At 66.9% G+C, this 19,236-nt stretch carries 20 protein-coding genes and 1 pseudogene; 10 read left to right on the top strand and 11 right to left on the bottom strand.

Annotated features, from left to right (window positions below; translation table 11 throughout):
- Window positions 1-181: 181 nt before the first annotated feature.
- The 4 genes from HD841_RS15150 to HD841_RS15140 form a co-directional block, all read right to left on the bottom strand.
- Complete coding sequence (locus HD841_RS15150) at window positions 182-2,575, bottom strand: TonB-dependent receptor (protein ID WP_373563038.1); 2,394 nt, start codon at window positions 2,573-2,575, stop codon at window positions 182-184.
- Window positions 2,572-3,528 carry a FecR family protein gene (locus HD841_RS20795; RefSeq protein WP_257015605.1) on the bottom strand — a complete coding sequence of 319 codons (957 nt, stop codon included), beginning with the start codon at window positions 3,526-3,528 and terminating at the stop codon, window positions 2,572-2,574. Before HD841_RS20795 ends, HD841_RS15150 begins: the two co-directional genes overlap by 4 nt.
- Window positions 3,525-4,247, bottom strand: coding sequence for an RNA polymerase sigma factor (locus tag HD841_RS15145; RefSeq protein WP_306455786.1), 723 nt, complete (start codon window positions 4,245-4,247; stop codon window positions 3,525-3,527). Before HD841_RS15145 ends, HD841_RS20795 begins: the two co-directional genes overlap by 4 nt.
- A gap of 173 nt (window positions 4,248-4,420) precedes the next feature.
- Window positions 4,421-4,699: a hypothetical protein gene (locus tag HD841_RS15140; RefSeq protein WP_179509701.1), complete on the bottom strand. Its 279-nt coding sequence runs from the start codon at window positions 4,697-4,699 to the stop codon at window positions 4,421-4,423.
- Between the two features lie 175 nt (window positions 4,700-4,874).
- On the opposite strand from HD841_RS15140, the pseudogene HD841_RS15135 reads away from it, so the two are divergent.
- From HD841_RS15135 to HD841_RS15115, 5 genes and pseudogenes are all read left to right on the top strand, one after another.
- Window positions 4,875-5,105, top strand: a pseudogene (locus HD841_RS15135) (integrase core domain-containing protein); the annotation flags it as partial.
- Between the two features lie 102 nt (window positions 5,106-5,207).
- Window positions 5,208-5,612 carry a DUF305 domain-containing protein gene (locus HD841_RS15130; protein WP_179509700.1) on the top strand — a complete coding sequence of 135 codons (405 nt, stop codon included), beginning with the start codon at window positions 5,208-5,210 and terminating at the stop codon, window positions 5,610-5,612.
- 19 nt (window positions 5,613-5,631) lie between these two features.
- Window positions 5,632-7,140: a YncE family protein gene (locus tag HD841_RS15125; protein WP_373563037.1), complete on the top strand. Its 1,509-nt coding sequence runs from the start codon at window positions 5,632-5,634 to the stop codon at window positions 7,138-7,140.
- 1 nt (window position 7,141) lies between these two features.
- Entirely contained in the window at window positions 7,142-7,651 is a 510-nt protein-coding gene (locus HD841_RS15120) for an RNA polymerase sigma factor (RefSeq protein ID WP_179509699.1), read from the top strand.
- Window positions 7,652-7,677: 26 nt separating this feature from the next.
- Window positions 7,678-8,412: an anti-sigma factor family protein gene (locus HD841_RS15115; RefSeq protein WP_179509698.1), complete on the top strand. Its 735-nt coding sequence runs from the start codon at window positions 7,678-7,680 to the stop codon at window positions 8,410-8,412.
- 149 nt (window positions 8,413-8,561) lie between these two features.
- Here the strand turns inward: HD841_RS15115 and HD841_RS15110 are convergent, their stop codons facing one another.
- Complete coding sequence (locus HD841_RS15110; protein ID WP_179509697.1) at window positions 8,562-9,314, bottom strand: SDR family NAD(P)-dependent oxidoreductase; 753 nt, start codon at window positions 9,312-9,314, stop codon at window positions 8,562-8,564.
- Here HD841_RS15110 and HD841_RS15105 point away from each other — a divergent pair.
- A complete protein-coding gene (locus HD841_RS15105; RefSeq protein ID WP_373563036.1) occupies window positions 9,277-10,332 on the top strand; it encodes a LysR substrate-binding domain-containing protein in 1,056 nt (351 codons plus the stop codon). The two genes, HD841_RS15110 and HD841_RS15105, sit on opposite strands and share 38 nt — an antisense overlap.
- A gap of 126 nt (window positions 10,333-10,458) precedes the next feature.
- On the opposite strand, the gene HD841_RS15100 is transcribed toward HD841_RS15105, so the two are convergent.
- The gene (locus HD841_RS15100; RefSeq protein ID WP_257015603.1) at window positions 10,459-11,424 is read right to left on the bottom strand and encodes an AraC family transcriptional regulator; all 966 of its coding nucleotides are present in this window, start codon (window positions 11,422-11,424) and stop codon (window positions 10,459-10,461) included.
- A 51-nt stretch (window positions 11,425-11,475) separates the two neighbouring features.
- Between HD841_RS15100 and HD841_RS15095 the strand changes: the two genes are divergently transcribed.
- On the top strand, window positions 11,476-12,201 hold the full coding sequence (locus HD841_RS15095) for an SDR family oxidoreductase (RefSeq protein WP_179509696.1): 726 nt from the start codon (window positions 11,476-11,478) through the stop codon (window positions 12,199-12,201).
- A 76-nt stretch (window positions 12,202-12,277) separates the two neighbouring features.
- Here the strand turns inward: HD841_RS15095 and HD841_RS15090 are convergent, their stop codons facing one another.
- On the bottom strand, window positions 12,278-13,015 hold the full coding sequence (locus HD841_RS15090; protein WP_179509695.1) for an SDR family oxidoreductase: 738 nt from the start codon (window positions 13,013-13,015) through the stop codon (window positions 12,278-12,280).
- A 92-nt stretch (window positions 13,016-13,107) separates the two neighbouring features.
- On the opposite strand from HD841_RS15090, the gene HD841_RS15085 reads away from it, so the two are divergent.
- On the top strand, window positions 13,108-14,064 hold the full coding sequence (locus HD841_RS15085) for an AraC family transcriptional regulator (RefSeq protein WP_179509694.1): 957 nt from the start codon (window positions 13,108-13,110) through the stop codon (window positions 14,062-14,064).
- A 164-nt stretch (window positions 14,065-14,228) separates the two neighbouring features.
- On the opposite strand, the gene HD841_RS15080 is transcribed toward HD841_RS15085, so the two are convergent.
- The 3 genes from HD841_RS15080 to HD841_RS15070 form a co-directional block, all read right to left on the bottom strand.
- Window positions 14,229-15,119 carry an NAD-dependent epimerase/dehydratase family protein gene (locus HD841_RS15080; protein WP_179509693.1) on the bottom strand — a complete coding sequence of 297 codons (891 nt, stop codon included), beginning with the start codon at window positions 15,117-15,119 and terminating at the stop codon, window positions 14,229-14,231.
- A 100-nt stretch (window positions 15,120-15,219) separates the two neighbouring features.
- Window positions 15,220-16,128, bottom strand: coding sequence for a LysR family transcriptional regulator (locus HD841_RS15075; RefSeq protein ID WP_179509692.1), 909 nt, complete (start codon window positions 16,126-16,128; stop codon window positions 15,220-15,222).
- Window positions 16,129-16,284: 156 nt separating this feature from the next.
- The gene (locus HD841_RS15070) at window positions 16,285-16,671 is read right to left on the bottom strand and encodes a winged helix-turn-helix transcriptional regulator (RefSeq protein ID WP_179509691.1); all 387 of its coding nucleotides are present in this window, start codon (window positions 16,669-16,671) and stop codon (window positions 16,285-16,287) included.
- Window positions 16,672-16,761: 90 nt separating this feature from the next.
- Here HD841_RS15070 and HD841_RS15065 point away from each other — a divergent pair, with 90 nt between their 5' ends.
- Complete coding sequence (locus tag HD841_RS15065) at window positions 16,762-17,484, top strand: SDR family NAD(P)-dependent oxidoreductase (RefSeq protein ID WP_218845576.1); 723 nt, start codon at window positions 16,762-16,764, stop codon at window positions 17,482-17,484.
- A gap of 199 nt (window positions 17,485-17,683) precedes the next feature.
- Window positions 17,684-18,265 (top strand): hypothetical protein, encoded by a 582-nt coding sequence (locus HD841_RS15060; protein ID WP_179509689.1) that lies wholly within the window; start codon window positions 17,684-17,686, stop codon window positions 18,263-18,265.
- A 47-nt stretch (window positions 18,266-18,312) separates the two neighbouring features.
- Here the strand turns inward: HD841_RS15060 and HD841_RS15055 are convergent, their stop codons facing one another.
- Window positions 18,313-19,116: a hypothetical protein gene (locus HD841_RS15055; RefSeq protein WP_179509688.1), complete on the bottom strand. Its 804-nt coding sequence runs from the start codon at window positions 19,114-19,116 to the stop codon at window positions 18,313-18,315.
- Window positions 19,117-19,236 lie beyond the last annotated feature (120 nt).

Raw genomic sequence — 19,236 nt, 5'->3', positions numbered from 1 at the left:
GACATCCAGTGTCGTAGCGAAGTTCCTCCCCCGCCAGGGGGAGGTGGCATGCCGAAGGCATGACGGAGGGGGAAGGCACGCCACCGACGACATTTTTTACCTCCCCCTCCGTCACGGCTGCGCCGCGCCACCTCCCCCTGGCGGGGGAGGAGTTCTCTCGAAGTCCGAGTGTCGATCCGCGCTAAAATCGCGTGTCGAGGCCGATCCGGAACGTGCGTGGCCGCAGCGGCGTAACCTGGTCGCGGCCGGTGGCGAACGGCGTGCCAAGCGCGAACCGGTTGCCCCGCGTGTCGAGCAGGTTGCTGACTCCGGCCGTGACGCCGAACTGCGCAAGGCTGAGCCGCGCGGTGACCTCGGTATCGAGGTAGCTGCCCTGCTGCTGGCCGAGCACCGGCCCGACGCCGAGCCGTGACGACCCGACATAGCGGATCCATCCGTCGAGCGTCAGCGCCGCCCCATTGAGGTCGCGATGGTAAATGGCGCCGGCACGCGCGGTCACCTTGGCGATATTCGGGATCTGTTCCAGCCGGGCGAAGGCCTGCGCCCGCGCCACCGCGAGGTTCACCGGCAATTCCGGCGTCGCGACCAGCGTCAACAGGCGGGGGGAGGGCTCATCGATCCGGCCATTGTTGTACGACACCGCGCCTTCGAGGCGCAGTCCGCCGGTGGGCCGGAGGGTCCCCGTCGCCTCTACCGTCCATAACCGCCCGTTGCCGATGTTGGCGGTGCTCGGCAGCCCGCCACCATCGATGAAATCGGCCTGGATATCGCGCCACGATGCCCGCGCGATCGTCACGCTGACATCGGCGAGGGGAGAGTCGTGGCGTATGCCAGCCTCGATTGTCGCGACCCGGTCGTTGCGGAACTGACGGACATAGTCGCCCTCGATCGCCAGACCGCCCGGCCGAAACCCTTGCTGGTAGCGGAGGAACAGCTTGGTGCCCGGCGTGAGGGTGAGGAGGGCTGCAGTGGCGGGAAGCACGATCGTCTGCGTCCGTTGTGCGGTTTCGCCGCTCCGCGACGCGGCGATCAGCGGCGATGCGTTCTCGGCGCTGCCGTCCAGCGTCGAACGCGTCGCGCGCAGGCCGCCGGTGAGCAGCAGCCCCGCGAGCGGGCGAATGCTGCCCTCGCCATAGGCGGTCCATTCGCGCACGCTGTTGATCACGCCGGTGGTCGGCGCGGGCGCGTCCGGCGCGCCGAGCAGGCGCCGCAGCCGGGTGCGATTGTAGATGTAACTGGCACCGACCAGCCAGCCCGAGCCATCCGCGGCGCTATGCCAGGCGCGCGTCTCGTTCGCCTGCATCCGGGTGCGATTGGCCTGGGTGAACAGGCGCGGCGGCCCGCCCGGCGGCGTGGCGTCGTAGCGTTCGAGCAGGTCGTGCGCAGTGACCCCGCTGGTCGAGCGCAGCCGCACCCCGCCGATCCGGCCGGAGGCCACCACCTGCGCCTGACCGTAATCGGCGCGGAATCCCTCCGACACGGCGGCAAGGCGGGTCAGCGGCGTGCCGTCGCGATCGGCATATTGGCTGTCCGCGCCGCGGATGATCTGGCCGATCCCGATGAGTTCGGCGCTCCAGCCCGCGCCGAGATCGACATGCGCGGTCGCGCGCCCGCCCTCGATCCGGGTGCGGTTGACGTCGGTGCGGCCGAGCAGCGGCTTGTCGATATAGCCGCCCTCGATCGCGGTCGTGGCGACGAGGCGCACCGCCAGCCGGTCCTCGACGAGCGGCAGGTTCAGGACGCCCTGCGCATCCAGCCCAGGACGGCCGTGCACCGTCGCCGAGGTCCCGACGACAGCCGTTCCCGCGACCTGGTCGAGCTCGACCGGATTGGGCACCAGCCGGATCAGGCCGCCGAGCGACCCCGCGCCGTACAACGTGCCCTGCGGCCCCTCCAGCACCTCGACCGCGGCGAGATCGGCGAGCCGCAGGTCGGGATCAGGCGCGTTGTAGCTGAGGCGGAGATCGCCGTAATATTGCCCCACCGTCGCCTGGGTCGGCCCGGTGAAGCTCGAATCCGCGATGCCGCGGATGAACAGCTTGTTGCGGCCGGCGCCGAGATAGGTCGAGGTGACGCTGGTCAATCGCTGGACCAGCCGGTCGGTGCCCCCCGCGCCGCCGCGCTCCAGCTCCTCGCCGGGCACGCGCACCACCTGTCCGGCGAAATCGTCGCGCCTGGTGTCGCGCTTGCTGGCGGTGACGACGATATCGTCGGCTTTTGGCTCCGCGGTGGGCGGGGGCGGCACGGGCGGCGTCGGTCGCCGCGGGCGGGCCGAACGGGGGGCCGGCTGCAATCGCCAGCTCTGCGAGCCGACCGGCACGATCACGGCGCCGGCGCGCGCGGCGATCGCAGCCAGCGCCGCTCTGGCGGAAAGCTGCCCGCGCAGCGCCGGCACCGGTCGCGCCCAAAGGGTGCGGTCCGGCACGACGATACTGATCCGGGCCTGTCGACCGAGCGCGGTCACCTGCTGCCCCAGGGTTCCGCCGGGCAGGTTGATCGGCAGCGTTTCGGCCCGGGCGGCGGGCGCCGCGAGGAGCAGCGCACATGCGGCGATGCCGCCCGTCCCGTGCCTCACTGAGGCGCCTCCAGCGTCCAGACGTTCGCGCTGTGGCGGACGCGGACGCCCAGCAGCGCGCCGAGCAACGCGGGGTCGTTGCGGAACGCGCGCGTCTCCAGCGTGCCGTTGAAGATGCGGCCGGCGACGGTGGGCGAGGCGGTGACGCGCCATCCGAGCTGCCGCGACAGGTCCTCCGCAACCTCGCTGATGGTCGCGCCGTCATAGGCAAGGCGACCGTCGCGCCACGCCCCGACGTCGGCGACATCCAGCCGCGTGCGCCGCAGCGTACCGCCTTGCGCCACGATCCCGTCGCCCGGTGCCAGACGGAGCGCCTGCCGGTCGGCATCGACCATCACCGCGCCCTCGCTCACCGCCACCTGCGTCCGCGCTCCCAGCACCCGCACGTCGAACACCGTGCCGAGATCGGTGAGCGACAGATCGCCGACGCCGACCTGGAAGGGATCATCGGCATCGTGGCGCACCTGGAACAGCGCCTCGCCCGCCTCCAGCGTCGCCCGGCGCGGCCGTGATCGATCGAGCCGGACCCGCGTTCCGCCCGCGAGCTGGATGCGGCTGCCCTCGGACAGAGTGAGGGTGCGCTGCTCGCCCGCGTTGGTGGCAATCGTATAGGATTGGTCCTGCTCATGCCAAAGGCCAAGGCTCACCGCGCCGATCAGCGCGGCGGCCGCGGCACCGCCGAGCCAGCGCCCACGCCACCCTGCACGGCTGGCGACGGCGGGCTCGGGATCGTTCGCGGCGACGTATGCCGGCGGGCCGCTGCGGGCGACGCTCTCTGCCGCGCCGGCGATCGCCGCAGCCGCGCGATCATAGCGTTCGGCACGCGCCGGGTCCGCCTCCAGCCAGGTGACGAAGGCGTTCCAGTCCGCGTCAGGCTCGGCCATCCGGATCGCCCAGTCCAGCGCCTCGCTATCGATGGCGCCGGGCGCACCGCTCGTGTCGAACGCGCTCATCGAATCTCGTCCTTCAGCTTCACCAGGGCCCGTGTCACGTCGCGCAGATCGCTCTCCACCGTGCTGAGACTGATGCCGAGCTCCGTCGCGATCACGCGTTGCGGCACGCCATCGACGCGGGCGCGGCGAAAGACCGTCGCCTTGCGATCGCCGAGGGCTTGCAGCACCTGTGCGACACGCGCGGCTTCCTGGCGGGCTTCGACCTCGCGCTCCGGTGTCGGGATGACCGAGGATGGATCGCGCCGTCCGTCTTCCCAGGCCTGGTCACGCCGTTCCGCCTGCCGGCGAGAGCGATAGCGGTCGATCATCAGCAGGTCGGCAGCGCGGTACAAATAGGCGAGCGGGTTGTCGATCGGCACGTCGGTACGCCCCGCTACCTTGAGCCACAGGTCGTGGACGAGATCCTCGGCCGCCTCACCCGCACCGCGCGCGCGCAGGAAACGAAGCAGTGCGTCGCGATGTTCGAGATAGACTGCTTCGAGGCCGGTAAGCGGCATGGCGTAGCGGGAAATCCGTGTTTGAAAACGTCCTCGTTTAGTCGGATAGGTCGGGCAGGAGAAGGCAGGTTCGCCGCCATCTGCTGCACTACTGGCGCTCCTGCCAGCATCGATGGCGCCCTCCCCTGGGCTGACGGGCCTTTCCGACATGCCGGCCTTCCGGGCGGATACGGTTATGTCCGATCTTTGGGTGAGCACTCCCGGGCCCGCGTCGAGGCGCATGTCAATCCTTCTTGGTCTCCAGCATCCAAGACGGAATCGGGCGGGCAGACCCTTGGATCGAATACCCCTTCTTGCAAACGGCAGTCCTTGCCGCGTCGTCGCTCGCCGCGACCTGCCCAGACGATGGGACGTGACGCCAGACGATCTTCCCGACTTGCCGCAGCAGCGATCGCTCAGTGATCGCGTTGCCTGATGTCGGCGACCTCGTTGTTGCTGAGACCTGCGCTTTCGTCGCGCAGGAACGCGAGCAGCTCCGCCACCTCCGCCGGGCCGAACCGGAGACCCAAATCGTCCATCTGGATGAACACGGACGCCTGCTCGTCCGCCGGCATCGCGGCGATGACGTCGACGCATTCCTCCAGCGTCCCTTGCCCGATGACGTCCGACATCGCCTCGGTGTCACCTTCGACAGCGTAGATCGTCGCCAGCTCGCTCAGCGGGTATGTCGTCATCATCGTATCCTATCGATCGTTGTCGGTGGACGAACGTGCGTGCGCGCCGCTCGGGCGCAATCGCCGTTCGCCTTAGGTCCCGGTGAAACGATCGGGTGACGGGTTGCGTGACGGGAAACGTCGCCGATCGGGGGCTGACGATGTCACGTAAACGCCCGTTCGCGGAGCGTTCACGGAATCGTTCAATGGTTGCCTGCGCGACGAATGCCCCAACGAACATCTGTTCCCCTCGCCGGCGGCGGTGAGACGGATCATCAAGGCATGGCGGACGGGCTACGACACCGTGCGCCCGCACAGCAGCCTCGGCGGCACAACACCCGCCAAGTTCACCAGCCGCGCCCCGCCACGGGGCATGAGGAAACCGACGCCAACTTATCAGCGGCTCAAAAACGGTGGACAGGGGTGAGCATCGCCGGCCCGCTGGCGCTCGGAAATAAAATCTGTGGCCAAGTGGAATAAAGCCTGACCTGGCAGCGTCTCGGCAGTGATCCTTTCATCGGAGGCATCGATGCCAGCCACCAGCCGCCTGTTGCGCCTACTTCTTGCACCCGCATTGGCATTCAGCGCCGGCACCGCCCTTGCCGCGGTCGACGGTACGGAGCAGCCATACCTCGTGGAGGTGAATGCCGCCATGGACCGGATGATGAAGGCCATGATGGTCAGCCCGACGGGCAATGTCGATGCCGACTTCGTGATCATGATGGAGCCGCATCATCAAGGTGCCATCGACATGGCCGTCGCGGAACTCCGCTACGGCAAGAACGAACAGCTCAAGCGCATCGCGCAGGAGATCATCGTCGACCAGCAGCAGGAGATCGCGGCCATGCGTCTCGCGCTTGGCCAGCCGCTGCCCCCTTCGCAGGCCGCGCCGACCCAACAGGGCACTGCGCCCCAGGCCCATAAGGAGCACTGAAATGAACCGTTTCATCCTCGTGGCGGCGCTGCTCGCCAGTTCGGCCGGCGCGCAGACCGCGCTTTGGGCAGCACCCGCTGCGATCGAAGCGCCCCTTGTCGACGATCAGGCGCAGACGCTGGCGTCCGCCGGCTCGGCATACGCTCGACGCACGCAGGCGCCATGGAGCCGCCAGGACGTTCCGGTCAGCGGGCATGATCGGATCTATGCGGCTGAGCAATTCTCGAACACGCTGTCCGTCACCGACCCGGCAACCAACACCCTCGTTGGCGTCATCAAGCTCGGGGATCCGCAGCCTGCCAATTTCAGCCCACTCTACAAGGGGCAGGTGCTGGTTCACGGGCTGGGCTTCTCGCCCGATGGGAGAACGCTGGCGGTCGTGTCGATCGGGTCCAATTCGGTGACCTGGATCGATACCGCGACGAACGCGGTCAAGCATACCACGTACATCGGCCGCAGCCCGCACGAAGCCTTCTTCACGCCGGACGGCAGGCAAGTCTGGGTGACGGTCCGCGGCGAGGACTATATCTCCGTACTCGACCCCGGCACCTATCAGGAAACGGGCCGCATCAAGACGCCCGGCGGGCCGGGCATGACGATCTTTTCGCCGGACGGTCAATACGGCTACGTGTGCTCGTCCTTCAACCCCGACCTCGTCGTGTTCGACGTGGCAACCCACAAGGAAGCGGGCCGCGTCCGGCAGCCCAGCCCGTTCTGCCCGAACATCGCGGCAAGCCCCGATGGCAAGCAGGTCTGGTTCACGCTGAAGGACGTCGGCAAGGCCGTCGCCTTCGATGCCAAGCCTCCCTTCGCCGTGCTCAAGGTGATCGACACGGGTCCGATCACCAACCACGTCAATTTCGCCGTCACGCCGAAGGGGCAATTCGCCTATGTCACCGTGGGTGGCCTCAATGTGGTGAAGGTCTTCCGCACCAGCGATTTCGCACAAGTCGCGACCGTGCCCGTCGGCAAGCTGCCGCACGGCATATGGCCGTCCGGTGACGGCTCGCGGATCTACGTCGGTCTGGAGAACGACGATAAGCTTGCGGTGATCGACACCGCAAGGAACCGGGTCACGCATATGGTACCGATCGGTCAGGCCCCGCAGGCGATTGCCTATGTGCCGAATGCCGTGCCGGATGGTCCGGGCACGGCGAACCTCCAGCCGCTCGGCCAAGCCGGCAATGCGACGCATCTGATCCTCGCGCCGCGCGGCGCCGCGACTATGAGCCCGACGAGCGTCACCCTGTTCGACCAGGGGTTGATCCAGATCCTGCAAGGCTCCGTGACCGGTCTTGCCCCCCGGCACGGTTACGTCCTGGCCCTGTCCGACCATGCCGACGGCTCAGGCGCGCTGGAACCGCTTGCCAAGTTCATGACCAATCCCGCAGGGTCGGCCATCGTCAACGTGTCCGGTCCCATCCGCCAGATCGTCGCGGGCGGAACGCCGGCCGGGCGGCGGTGGCTCGTCGTTGCGGAGGCGATCCGGGATATGCCAGGCACGGTCCTCCAGGTGCAGCAGGACTGACATGGATCAACGCGCCGTCCTGATCGAACCGCTGATCCCCGGCCTGCGCCGCTATGCGCGCGCATGGCTGCGCGACGAGAGCCTGGCGGACGACCTTGTTCAGGACTGCCTGGAGCGCGCCGTCACCGCCTGGCGCCGGCGGCACGGTGACGCGGTTCGTCCGTGGCTCTATGCGATCCTGCACAATCTGCTGGTCGATCATGGCCGACGCGTCGCGCGGCGCGGCACGCTTGTCCCCATCGACGTCGCGGAGGGGCCAGCGCTGTCGGTTGCGCCCGAGCAGGCGGCTGCTATCGAACATGGTGACCTGATGCGCAGCCTCGATGCCCTACCTCCCGATCAGCGCGCCGCGATCCTGCTCGTGTCGGTCGAGGACCTGTCCTATGCCGATGCGGCCGCCGTCCTGGACGTGCCGATCGGCACGCTGATGTCGCGATTGTCGCGCGGCCGCGACCGGCTTGCGGGGCTGATCGGCGCCGGTGAGCGGCCGAAGCTGCGGAGGGTGAAATGACACCCCCGATCGGAGAGGATGATCTCATGGCCTGGGTCGATGGCCGGCTGCCGCCCGAGCGCGGTCCGCGCGTCGACGCCTACCTTGCCGACAATCCCGATGTCGCCAGCCGGCTTCGGCTGCAACGCGAGCAGCGGTCCGCGCTTTCCGCGGCGTTCCTTGCGGTCACATCGGAGCCGATCCCCTCCACGATGCGAGTAGCTACCATCGCGGCGCGCCGGCGCGCCGGCCCTCGATGGTGGCATGCGGCGGCGGCGGCTCTGCTGCTGGCGGTGGGCTTTGGCGGCGGGTGGGGGTTGCGTACCACCACCCTGCCGCCACAGGCCGGTATCGGTGCGCTGGCCCAGGAGGCGACGTACAATTACCGGGTATATGCCTCTGACTTGCAGCGTGGCGCCGAGATCGGACCCGACGACAGGCGGCAGCTGGTCGGTTGGGCGTCAAGACGGATCGGCAGCCGTGTCGCGATACCGGACCTCGCATCGGCCGGTTACCGGTTCGCCGGCGGGCGTCTCATCGCCACGCCGCACGGCCCTGCTGTCATGTTCCTTTACGAGGGACCAGCGAGCAGCCGTCTCGCGGTACTCAGCCGGCCGATGGAGATCGACAAGGCGGCGAAGATGACCCCGACGACGGAAGGCAATATCAACCGCATCACCTGGGCCGATCGCGGCATCGGTTACAGTATCGTAGCGCCTCGCACGCCTGCCGAGCTGCAACCTTTGGCTGATACGATCCGCAGGCAGGCGCTCACCGTGTGAGCGACCCGTCCGCGGAGGTGAACAGTTTTCGGACGGTGCACTGCTACGCAATCGGCGCCATGGATCGTCCTGTCGGCTGCTGACGGTGCTGTCGGACGACGCTGCCCAGCCACCTCCCACGGAAGCAGCCGGGCAGCGGCAACGCGGGGTCAGATCTGGGTGTGACCGCCGTCGACGAACAGCTCCACGCCGTTGACGAAGCTCGCGTCATCCGATGCGAGGAACAGCACCGCCTTGGCGATCTCGTCTGGCTGACCGACACGACCGGCGGGTATCTGGGTGGCAAGGAAATCCTTGATGCCCTGCGCCTGATCGCCGTTGCCGAAGACCTCGTTCAGGCCGGCGGTTTCCGTCGGCCCGGGGCTGACCACGTTCACGCGGATACGCCGGTCCTTCAGATCGAGGATCCAGTTGCGGGCGAAGTTGCGCACGGCAGCCTTGCTTGCGCCGTACACGCTAAAGGCGGGAGTGCCGGATGCGCCGGCGGTCGACCCCGTCAGCACGATCGACGCCCCGTCCTTGAGCAGCGGCAACGCCTTCTGCACGGTGAAAAGCACGCCCTTCACATTGGTGTTGAAGGTCGTGTCGAACTGCTCCTCGGTGATCGCTCCCAGCGGCAGCATCGTCCCGCCCCCGGCGTTGGCAAAGATCACGTCGATCTGCGCATGCTGCTGCTGAACGGCGTCGTAGAGCCGGTCGATGTCGGCGAGGTTCGTCATGTCGCCCCGCACCCCAGTTACGTGCCCGCCGATCTGCTTCACCGCGGCATCGAGCACGTCCTGGCGGCGGCCGGTCACGAACACGCGAGCACCCTCGGCAGAAAAGGCCTCGGCAGCCGCCAGCCCGATGCCGCTCGTCCCGCCGGTGACCACCACCACCTTGTTGTTGAACCGGTCCGTCATTGTCTGTCTCCTTGATCGTAACGGCGCAGCGCCGTTGCCCCGCTCAGATGCAACTGAAACGATCATGCTTGTAGCGGGTGAAATCGGCACGTACCGTTCCACTGGAGGAACGCTGATGCGGACGGACTTGAATGATCTGGCCTATTTCGCCGAAGTGGTTTCGCACGGCGGGTTCGCGGCAGCGGGGCGCGCCTTGCACGAGCCCAAGTCCAAGCTCAGCCGTCGCATCGCCGGCCTGGAGGACCGTCTCGGCCTGCGGCTGATCGAACGGTCGAGCCGGCGCTTCCGCGTGACCGAGACGGGGCAAGCCTTCTACGAACGCTGCCGTGCGATGCTGGCGGAGGCCGAACAGGCCGAGGCCCTGGTCATGCAGGCGCAGGCCGAGCCGCACGGCCGCATCCGGTTCAGCTGTCCGACCGGTATGATCGAGCCGGTCTCTGGCATCGTGGCTTCATTCCTCGCCAGCTATCCGAAGGTTCGTCTTCAGCTCGTCGCCACCGACCGCGCCGTCGATCTGATCGAGGAGCGGATCGATCTGGCGCTGCGCGTCCGCTCGTCGCTGACAAGCGACGCAGCGCTCACCATGCGCTCGCTCGGCACCTCCACGCGCATATTGGTCGCGAGCCCGCAGATCGCCAGCCAGGTGACCGGGTTGGAGGAGTTGAATACACTTCCGTTGCTGGCCACCGACGACGAAGCGGATGAGGTGGCGTGGCATCTGGAGACGGAAGACGGCCGCCTCCACGTGCTGCGGGTGTCTCCGCGCCTCGGCTGCGCTGACCTGACGGCCGTGCGGCACGCGGCGATCGCAGGTCTGGGCATCGCGATCTTGCCTGATCGGATATGCCGCAACGCCATTGCGGATAATAGTCTGGTGCACGTTCTGCCGGAATGGCGCGGTCTGCAAGGGATCGTGCATTTGGTCTTCACCACCCGGCGTGGATTGGCACCGGCAGTGCGGGCATTGATCGATCACCTGGCGACCCATTTTCCGCGCAACGCGCTTGCGAGTCGATGATGCCGGGCGGGAAGCGCTCGATGCTTTCTCTCGGCCGGTGCCGGTTCGCGATGACCGACCAGCCGGCGCCTATCCGTTAAATGCCCGATATCCCCTCATCCACGCGAAGCATCAGATGGGTCGTCGTTAGGCAGCGGAGCGATGGTCACCCGGCGCGGTCATTTTGATGTCGCGCGATGGTGGAGCCCCGAAGAGGCGGGCATATTCCCGGCTGAATTGCGACGGGCTCTCATAGCCGACCGCATAGCTCGCGGCGGTCACCTCTCGCCCGGCGATCATGAGGCGGCGCGCTTCCTGAAGGCGGAGGCTTTTTTGATATTGCAGCGGGCTCATCGCGGTCGCGGTGCGAAAGTGTCGATGCAGCGAGGCAGGGCTCATATTGGCGACGTCCGCCAACGCCTCGATCCGCAATGGTTGATCGAACTTGTCGCGGATCATCGCGATGACCCGGCGCATCTGCGACAGGCGGCTGTCGGCCCGCGCCACCTGGCGCAGCATCGAACCTTGGGGTCCCTGAAGAAGGCGGTAGAGAATCTCCCGCTCCAGCAAAGGCGCCAGAACAGCGATGTCACTTGGTGTGTCGAGTAGCCTCAGGAAGCGGAGCCAGGCATCCAGCAGGTCTTGCGTCATCGGATTGACCGCAAACGCAGGCTCGCTGACGGGGTCACCTATCGCCGTTTCGGTCAATAGCGAGGCGAGCCGGTCGCTATCGAGATCAAGGCTGACGGCAAGATACTGGCTATTGGGCAGGTCGAGCTTTACGCACCCCGATGCCGGCAATTCGACGGTGGCGATGAAATAGCTGGCCGGATCGTAGCGCAAGCGACGGTCGCCGATCGCGATCTCCTTGGCGCCACTCAGAACGAGCGCCATCATCGGCTGGTAGACGCCGGAAAGCGCCTGGGGAGCGGCGCCATCCCTGTAGAGGGCCACACCCGGCAAAAGGCTTGCCTGATAGCGATCTGGTGCATGCCGGCCGACGATGGCGCACAGCTCCGCGAGGGTGTTTTCCATCTCGGCACGATGGGCGAGCAAATCGTAGCCGACAAGCGCCTTGATAGGATTAGGCAAATAGTCGCGGCGATCGCGCATGCGGGCCCCGCCGGCAGTGGCCACCTTGTCCGTGCAGAAGGAGACAAGACGATGACGGACAAGCCGATTGCGTTGGTGACGGGCGCGAACAAGGGTATCGGACTGGAGATCGCGCGCGGGCTGGCGCGCAAGGGATATGCCGTGTGGCTTGGCAGTCGCGAGGAGACGCGGGGCGAGCCAGCAGCGCAGATGCTGCGTGACGAAGGTCTCGACGTTCAGTTCCTGCCGCTCGACGTTACCGACGACGCGAGCGTTGCCGCGGCTGTCGAAACCGTCGGACGCAAGACCAACCGCTTGGATGCCCTGGTAAACAATGCTGGCATCTCGACGGGCTGGGGCCCGCCGTCCGCAGAGCCGGTGATGGACGTGCGGGCAATCTACGACGTGAACGTATTCGGCGTGATACGGGTAACACAGGCCTTCCTGCCGTTGCTGAAGGCATCGGCGTCACCGCATATCGTGATGATCAGCAGCAGCCTGGGGTCGCTTGCATGGGCCTCCGACTTCGATGCGCCGATGGCACACGTCAATCTGCTCGGCTACAACAGCTCGAAATCCGCATTGAACGCCGTGACGGTGGCGTTCGCCAAAGAGCTTGCGCCCCTTGGCTTCAAGGTCAACGCCGGCTGCCCTGGCTACACGGCGACCGACCTCAATCAGCACTCCGGCCTCCGCACCCCGGAACAGGGCGCCGCCATCGGCATCCGCTTGGCGACCCTGCCGGGGGATGGGCCCACCGGCGCCTTCTTCGACGATGCTGGCCCGATCGCCTGGTGACCAACCGACACGTTTTCAGGACATCGGTTGCCGGGCAGGCGCACGCCTCGTGAGCCTGCCCGAGCGTCTTGCCAGCCTACGCGCAGGCGATCGCGTCGGCACCGGCCGGCAGGTGGGCGGGTGCGTCCACATCGGTCACCGCTCGCCACACCGCCTCGGCGACGTCTTCGGACGATGTCGTCGGTCTGGTGTCTTCCTGCCGGTCCGCCATGACCTGCTGGACAAACGGCATATAGGCTTCGGGGAATCCGTCGGGCATCAGCGCTCGGGCATTGTCGCCGAAGCGTGTCGTCGGCGCGCGACCCGGCAGGACCACGCGGACACGGACGTTGAACGGCGCGAGCTCCAGCGCGACGCTGTCGGAAAAGGCATTCACCGCTGCCTTGCTGGCGGTGTAGACCGACAGTAGCGGCAACGGCCGGTAGGTCACCGACGAGGTGACGTTGACCACGACGCCCGCGCGACGCGCACGCATCTGCGGCAACACCGCCTGCATCATCGCGATGGTGCCGAGCGTGTTGGTCTCGAAGATGTGCCGCGCTGTCGCGATCGGCGTTCCTTCCAGCGCATTGAGAAAGCCGACGCCGGCGTTATTGACCAATGCATCAACCGCTCCCGCCTCAGCAACGACGTGTGCAATACTGGCAGCGTCGGTCACGTCGAGAGGGAGCACCCGCACACGGTCGGATTCGGGCAGGATGTCCTCGCGCGGTGTGCGCATGGTGGCGATCACGTTCCAGCCGCGCGCTGCAAAGAGGCGAGCGGTTTCCAGTCCGAACCCTGATGAGCATCCAGTGATCAATATGGTCGGCATACAAGCTCCTGTCGTTGACCCGGCAGGAGATGGCGCGCCCAGCCAGACATGCTACGTTCGTGCGTCCACATCTGTTTGGTGAGCGTCCGTAATTGGCCGATCCTCTCGCGCAAATCGTCAGCCTGCTGCAGCCCGACCTATCCTATGCCAAGTTCGTGGAAGGGGCGGGCGCTTGGCGTGTCCGCCGGACAGAGGACGGCCGCGCCTTCTTCTTCGCGGCGCTCGAAGGGACCGTTCGCATGGAGGTGCCGGGTCGGCCATCCCTGCTGATCGAGAGTGGCGACTTCGTGCTGATCCCGGCCGCCTACGACTTCACGGCGTCGAGCGTGACTGCCGAGCCACCCGCCGGCTTCGAATATGCGCCCGTCGAGATCCGGCCCAACGTCTTCCGCCTTGGCGATCAGCACGTCGCGCCGGACCTGCGCATGCTGGTCGGTTACTGCGCCTTTGCCTCGCCAGACGCCGCGTTGCTCGTGTCGCTGCTGCCATCGCTGATCCACGCGCGCGGTGAGCCGCGCCTGACCACCCTGATCCAGCTGGCGGTGGAGGAGTCACGCGGTACGCGCGCGGCACGCGAGGTCGTTCTCGCCCGATTGATGGAGGTGCTGTTCATCGAGGCACTCCGTACGTCCGGTCTTCACGCCGCGAGCGGTATCTTGCGCGGGCTGGGCGACGAGCAGGTCGCGGCAGCGATCCGTGCGATCCATGAGCGGCCGACTGGCGCCTGGGACGTGCCCGCCCTTGCCCGTGCCGCGGCGATGTCACGATCCGCCTTCTTCGAACGCTTCCGACGCACCGTCGGCGTGGCGCCGATGGAGTACCTCCTTCACTGGCGCATGGTGCTAGCCAAACGCTTGCTGAAGGACGGGCAGTCGACCGTCGCGCAAGTCGCTCGCCAGGTCGGCTACAGCTCCTCGAGCACGTTTAGCGTCGCCTTCTCGCGTCATGTCGGCATTACACCGACCCTGTTTGCGCGGGAGGGAAGGGACGTCGACGCATCGATCAGCGCCTCGCTTTCTCAAGGTGAACCAAGGTCTGCTTTTCGATAGCGGAAAAGGACCGCTGAGCGTCGGGTCGCGGGGCGTTGCACCATGCCGCTGCCGGCCGGCTCGTGCCCAATGCTTGACGCTCGCACGTCCGTGTACAGCGCCTCGCGATCAGGCTCCAGTCAGCAGCAGCGGAACCAGAACCCGATTGCAGAGGCGATTTGCAGTCAGGCTATCGGTGGAGCGTAGGAGCGGAGTTCCTCGAGAATCGAATGCCGTGACGGGCGCCAACCAAGCTCACGCTCAGCACGTTCGCCCGAGACCACCTGATCGCAGGCGATCGCGTCCGCGAAGGCGCCAAGCACCTGCCGCGCCTCCTCCAGCGGCCACTCCGCCACCCGGCCCTCCACGCCTGCCCCTTCGCTGGCTGCCCGTGCGATTTCGATCAGCGGTATGGCGGCGCCGTGAGCGCCGTTGAAGATCGAGGCTGCCGGCGCCTGCTCAAGTGCGAGCAGATAGAGGTCGGCGAGATCATCGACATGCACGCACGTCCAGCGGTTCTGCCCGTTGCCGACGTAGCGCGCCGCGCCATGCTCCCGCGCCGAGCCGTACATCATCATCGTGGTCCAGGCGTGATTGCCATAGACCCAGGCGGGACGGATGATGATCCCGTGCACACCATCGGTCGCCGCGGCAAGGATGTCCGCTTCGAGCGCCTGTCGAAAGCGCACGAGTTCCAGCGGATCCAGCCGGCTACCTTCGGTTGCGGGCGTGTCGCCGGTGGCACCGTACAAGAAACAGCCGCTCGTATAGAGGAAGCGTTTGGAAGTGCCGCGCAGCGCGTCGATGATTGCTCGGGTCGCCGCCTCGTCATACGCCGCACTGTTCTGGTCATTCGGCGATGCCGCGTGAACGACCGCGTCGACACCCCGGACGGCATTGGCGATGCTGGCCGCATCCTCCAGGTCGCCAAGAGCCGCCTGATAGCCCATGTCGGTGAGCTTGCCCGCGCTCGCCTCCGAACGCGCAAGGCCGACCACCTCATGCCCCGCCGCCGCCAATCGACGCGCGACCGCGCCACCGATCAATCCCGTAGCGCCCGTTACCAATATCCGCATCTCAGCACCTCATTGCCTCTGTGCTGGGACGTAGAGCGGAACGCTGGCCCGGCGGGAAATCGCGAGACATGATACGCCGTCATCGGCCTGGCCGATGGCGTCAGGCCGATGCGGCGATCGCGGCAATGCAGTCGCGCAGCCAGACCGTGGCCGGGTGATCATCCACCCGACGGTGCCACATCATCGCCAGCGGCCAGTCCGACAGCGCAATTGGCGGCTCATGCACGACGATGCCCAGATTGGCTGCGGCGAACCGCCGGGCAACACGCGCAGCGACGGTCGCGATCAGATCGGTCTCCGCAACGACGAACGGCGCGACCAGGAACTGCGGCAGGCTCAGCACGACACGGCGTGCCAGCCCGATCGTGGCAAGCTTGCGGTCGACCAGCCCCGTGCGATCCCCCTCGGGTGAAACCAGAAGATGGGGAGCCGCCGCAAACGCTTCGATCCCGGCGCCATTGGCAAAGGCAGGATGCCCGTCCCGCGCGATGCAGGCGAAACCTTCGCGAAACAGGGGGCGGGTGAGGATGCGTGCCGAGGTGTCCACGGAAACGCTGATGGCCAAGCTCACCTCGCCACTGTCGAGGAGGTCCACGACCTCGTCCTTGCCGAAAATGCCGCGGACCCGCACCTCCAGACGAGGGGCTTCAATTGCGAGTTGCGCCATCAAGGGAGGCAGCAAGACGAATGCAGCGTAATCGGTCATCGCAATGGTGACGATGTGATCGACCGTCGCTGGATCGAACCTATCGTCTTGCAGGATCGACTGCATGAGGCGGATCGAAGAGGAGATCGGGCCGGACAGGTCATCGGCGCGCGGCGTCGGCTGCATGCCCGTCGGCGAGCGCACGAACAATTCATCGTTGAACACCTCGCGCAGTCGAGTGAGCGCCCCGCTCATGGCCGGCTGGCTCAGGCCGATACGGTGACCGGCACGGGTCACGTGCCGCTCCGCATAGAGGGCATCGAATGCCTTCAGCAGATTCAGGTCGAAGCCAGCTACATCCATCGAATGGCCATAGGAGGATGAGATCCACCGGGAAAGCGATCGAAGGATTCTCGAAACTTCGTCTTCCCGATCGATTTCACCGACTGGGGGCCGAGGTCGCTTTGCCGTCGACTTCAACGAATGGCACAAGGGGGAGCTGCTGGGGCAACGAGCGGATTACTCCCGCGATCTATCGTACGCGGTCGCTGCCTCCGACATTGCCTGCTCCTGAGCCAGAGCCCAGGAGCAGAGCGCTTCGAAGGGCTCGCGAAGCGAATGGCCCAGCGACGTGATCGTATAGACGACGCCGATCGGCGTCGTCGGGATCACGGTGCGTGTGATCAGTCCATGACGTTCCAGGCGTTTTAGCGCATCGGCGAGCGACTTGTGGGTGATGCCGTCGAGCCGGCGCTTGATCTCGTTGAAGCGTGCGGGTTGAGGGCACAGCACGGTCAGGATCATGATCGTCCACTTGTCCGCGATCTTGTCCAGCACGGGGCGGATGCGGGGCACGTCCAACATCGCCTGGCACGACAGGGCCTGCAGGTCGGTATCGCTCGCCATATCTAGGCTACTCCCGGTGCGTTCTTGATAGCAGATATGCTTCGTATATCTGGTTCGCCTTCGCGAATGGAAGGGCGCACAATGGCTAGAATGGCAGGCAAGGTCGCGGTGGTGGTCGGCGGAGCGAAGGGGATTGGTCTCGCGACCGCCCGCGAGCTCGCGCAGGCAGGGGCTACGGTTATACTGACGGGACGGCGGGCCCGCGAAGTCGCCGCTGCGGCTGAGAGCATCGGGCCTTCGGCGCAGGGCATCGCAGCCGATGCGGCATGCCAGGCCGATCTGGAGCGGGTCATGGCCGAGGCCAAGCGACTGCACGGACGCATCGATGCCCTGGTGCTGAACGCCGGACTGTCGGAGCCGGCGACGATCGGCGAGGCGACGAGCGAGCATTTCGACCGGCACTTCGCCGTCAACGTGCGCGGCGCGCTGTTTGGAATCCAAGCGGCTCTGCCCGTGCTGAGCGACGGGGCATCGGTGGTGCTGGTCGGCTCGATCGCCGACGTCATGGGCGTGACGCCGTTCAGTACCTACGGGGCGACCAAGGCGGCGCTGCGCTCCTATGCGCGTAGCTGGGCGGCCGAACTCGCGCCGCGTCGCATCCGCGTCAACGTCGTCGCACCGGGCCCAACCGATACCGACATGATGGCCGCGGTGCCCGAGGAGATGCGGCAGATGCTGATCGCTCCCATCCCGCTCGGCCGCATGGCGCGCGTCGACGAGGTTGCGTCTGCTGCCGTGTTTCTCCTCAGCGATGAAGCCAGCTTTATCACCGGCGCGGAGCTTTGCGTCGATGGCGGCATGCGACAGGTGTAGCTGGATGAACGGGCGGCGCCTGATGCGGGGACCGGTGAGCCGCGCGGGTAGCGGACCATGCCCACATCCTCTCGCCGTCCGCGTCATCGGGTGCCGTCCGTGACACTTTGCCGCCGGGCAAAGTGTCACAGGTGACAGAAGCGAGGACGGGGGCGGAACAGGGATTCACAGGATTCCCGTTTCGTGCTTCACTTGTTCCATGATCCAGGCTGAACTGTTCCCCGTCATCGAAGAGGCCCGCGCGGTGCCGAGGGCGCCGGAACCGAAGGCGGCGTCGCCCGCCGACATGCCCTCGATCATCGAGCGGCTGGCGAGCGTGTCGAGCCGGCCGCGCTATGCGTTCATGGTGCTGAACCTGATCGCGCGCGCCGCCGGAACGAACGGCGACGCCGGACCCTATGTCGTCGAGCAGGGCAAGGCGGTGCGGCTGCGCGACTGGCTGTGCGACGCGCTGTCGCCGATGGCGGGACGCGACCCGCGGCGGATCGCGCTCGCCGAACAGGTGCGGGCGGAGCTGGCGCGCGAGGGGCAATTGCCCGATGATCCCAAGGCCGCCGCCCACGCCGTCGACGAGGCGGTGCGACTGCGGGTGCGCGCATCGGGGCGCTGCAACGTCAGCCGTGCCGTGTCGGAGCTGGTACGGGCGGGGCTGGTGCGCCGGCACTATCAGGGCTGGCGGGTGGATCACCACAATCGCGGCGCCCGCCGCGAAGCGGTCTACACCCTGACGCCCGAAGCGCTTCGGTCGCTCGGGCGTATGTGCGAGGGCCTGTCGTCCTGAAGACGCGGTCGCGCGGCCGGCCGGCCGCCGCCGCGCTTTGTGTCGTGCTATGACCCGTTGATCTTGGCGAGCGCGGGGCTCGCGCAATAATCGCGCGCGAACCGGTCGCGGGGCGGGTGGTCCCTGCAGATGCTGTCGGCCTTCCAGTCCGGGATCATGTCGAGCGGTTCATCGCCGCGATCCCTGCGCGCGATCACCGCTTTCAGCTTTTGCAGATAAATGGCCAGCGGCGGCCGCGTGGTCTGCGGAAGCGCCTGCTCCGCGCGGGCGCGCATCCGCTCGGCTGCGGCGAAATCGCCCATCTCCCGCAAGGCGTTGGCAGCCTGGCTCTGGAGCCAGACGCGGTCGTCCACCGACACGGCCGGCGATGCGGCGACGACGGCGGCGACGAGGACGCGCTGATAGCGGGTCGCATGCGGCCGGCGCGGATCGTCACGATCCTGCTGCTTGGCGCTCCAGATCGCGGGCAGCAGCAGTTCGATGGCGTCGGCGTCCGGGCGGCCGATCTTCTTCGCGAGCCAATAGGCGCGATAAAAGGGTGACTCGGTCGCGCGCATCGCCTGGTAGGTGGGGGTCGCGATCCACTTTGCGAGTTGCGCCGTCTCGGCCGGCGTGAAGTGGGCGAAGAGGGTCAAGCCGTTGCCCGGGCATTCCGGCATCGGCAACGGGAACGTCACGTCGGAATAGGGCTGTTCGTCCGGTCGCCGGCCCATGGTGGAATAGACCGGCGTAGTCGGCGCGCTGAACCGCTCCCCGCCGACGGGACAGTGTATCTCCACGAAGCCGTGATGAAGCGGCGGCAGCGCCGCCGGCGCCGATTGCAGGAGCAGTGCAGCGAGAGCAGCGATCATCGACGTACCTTTCCAAACCGGACGCAGCATCGCCGACCGTTGCCACGACCGCAAGCATCCCGGGCCAGCTTATCCACTAGTGCTATTGATTCTCAATAGGGCGGAGGATAACGGCGGGGC

It is taken from the genome of Sphingomonas melonis (assembly GCF_013409985.1).
Classification (GTDB): domain Bacteria; phylum Pseudomonadota; class Alphaproteobacteria; order Sphingomonadales; family Sphingomonadaceae; genus Sphingomonas; species Sphingomonas melonis_A.
The sequence above is the reverse complement of the archived record's forward strand: the minus strand, read 5'-3'. Positions and strand labels throughout refer to the sequence as shown.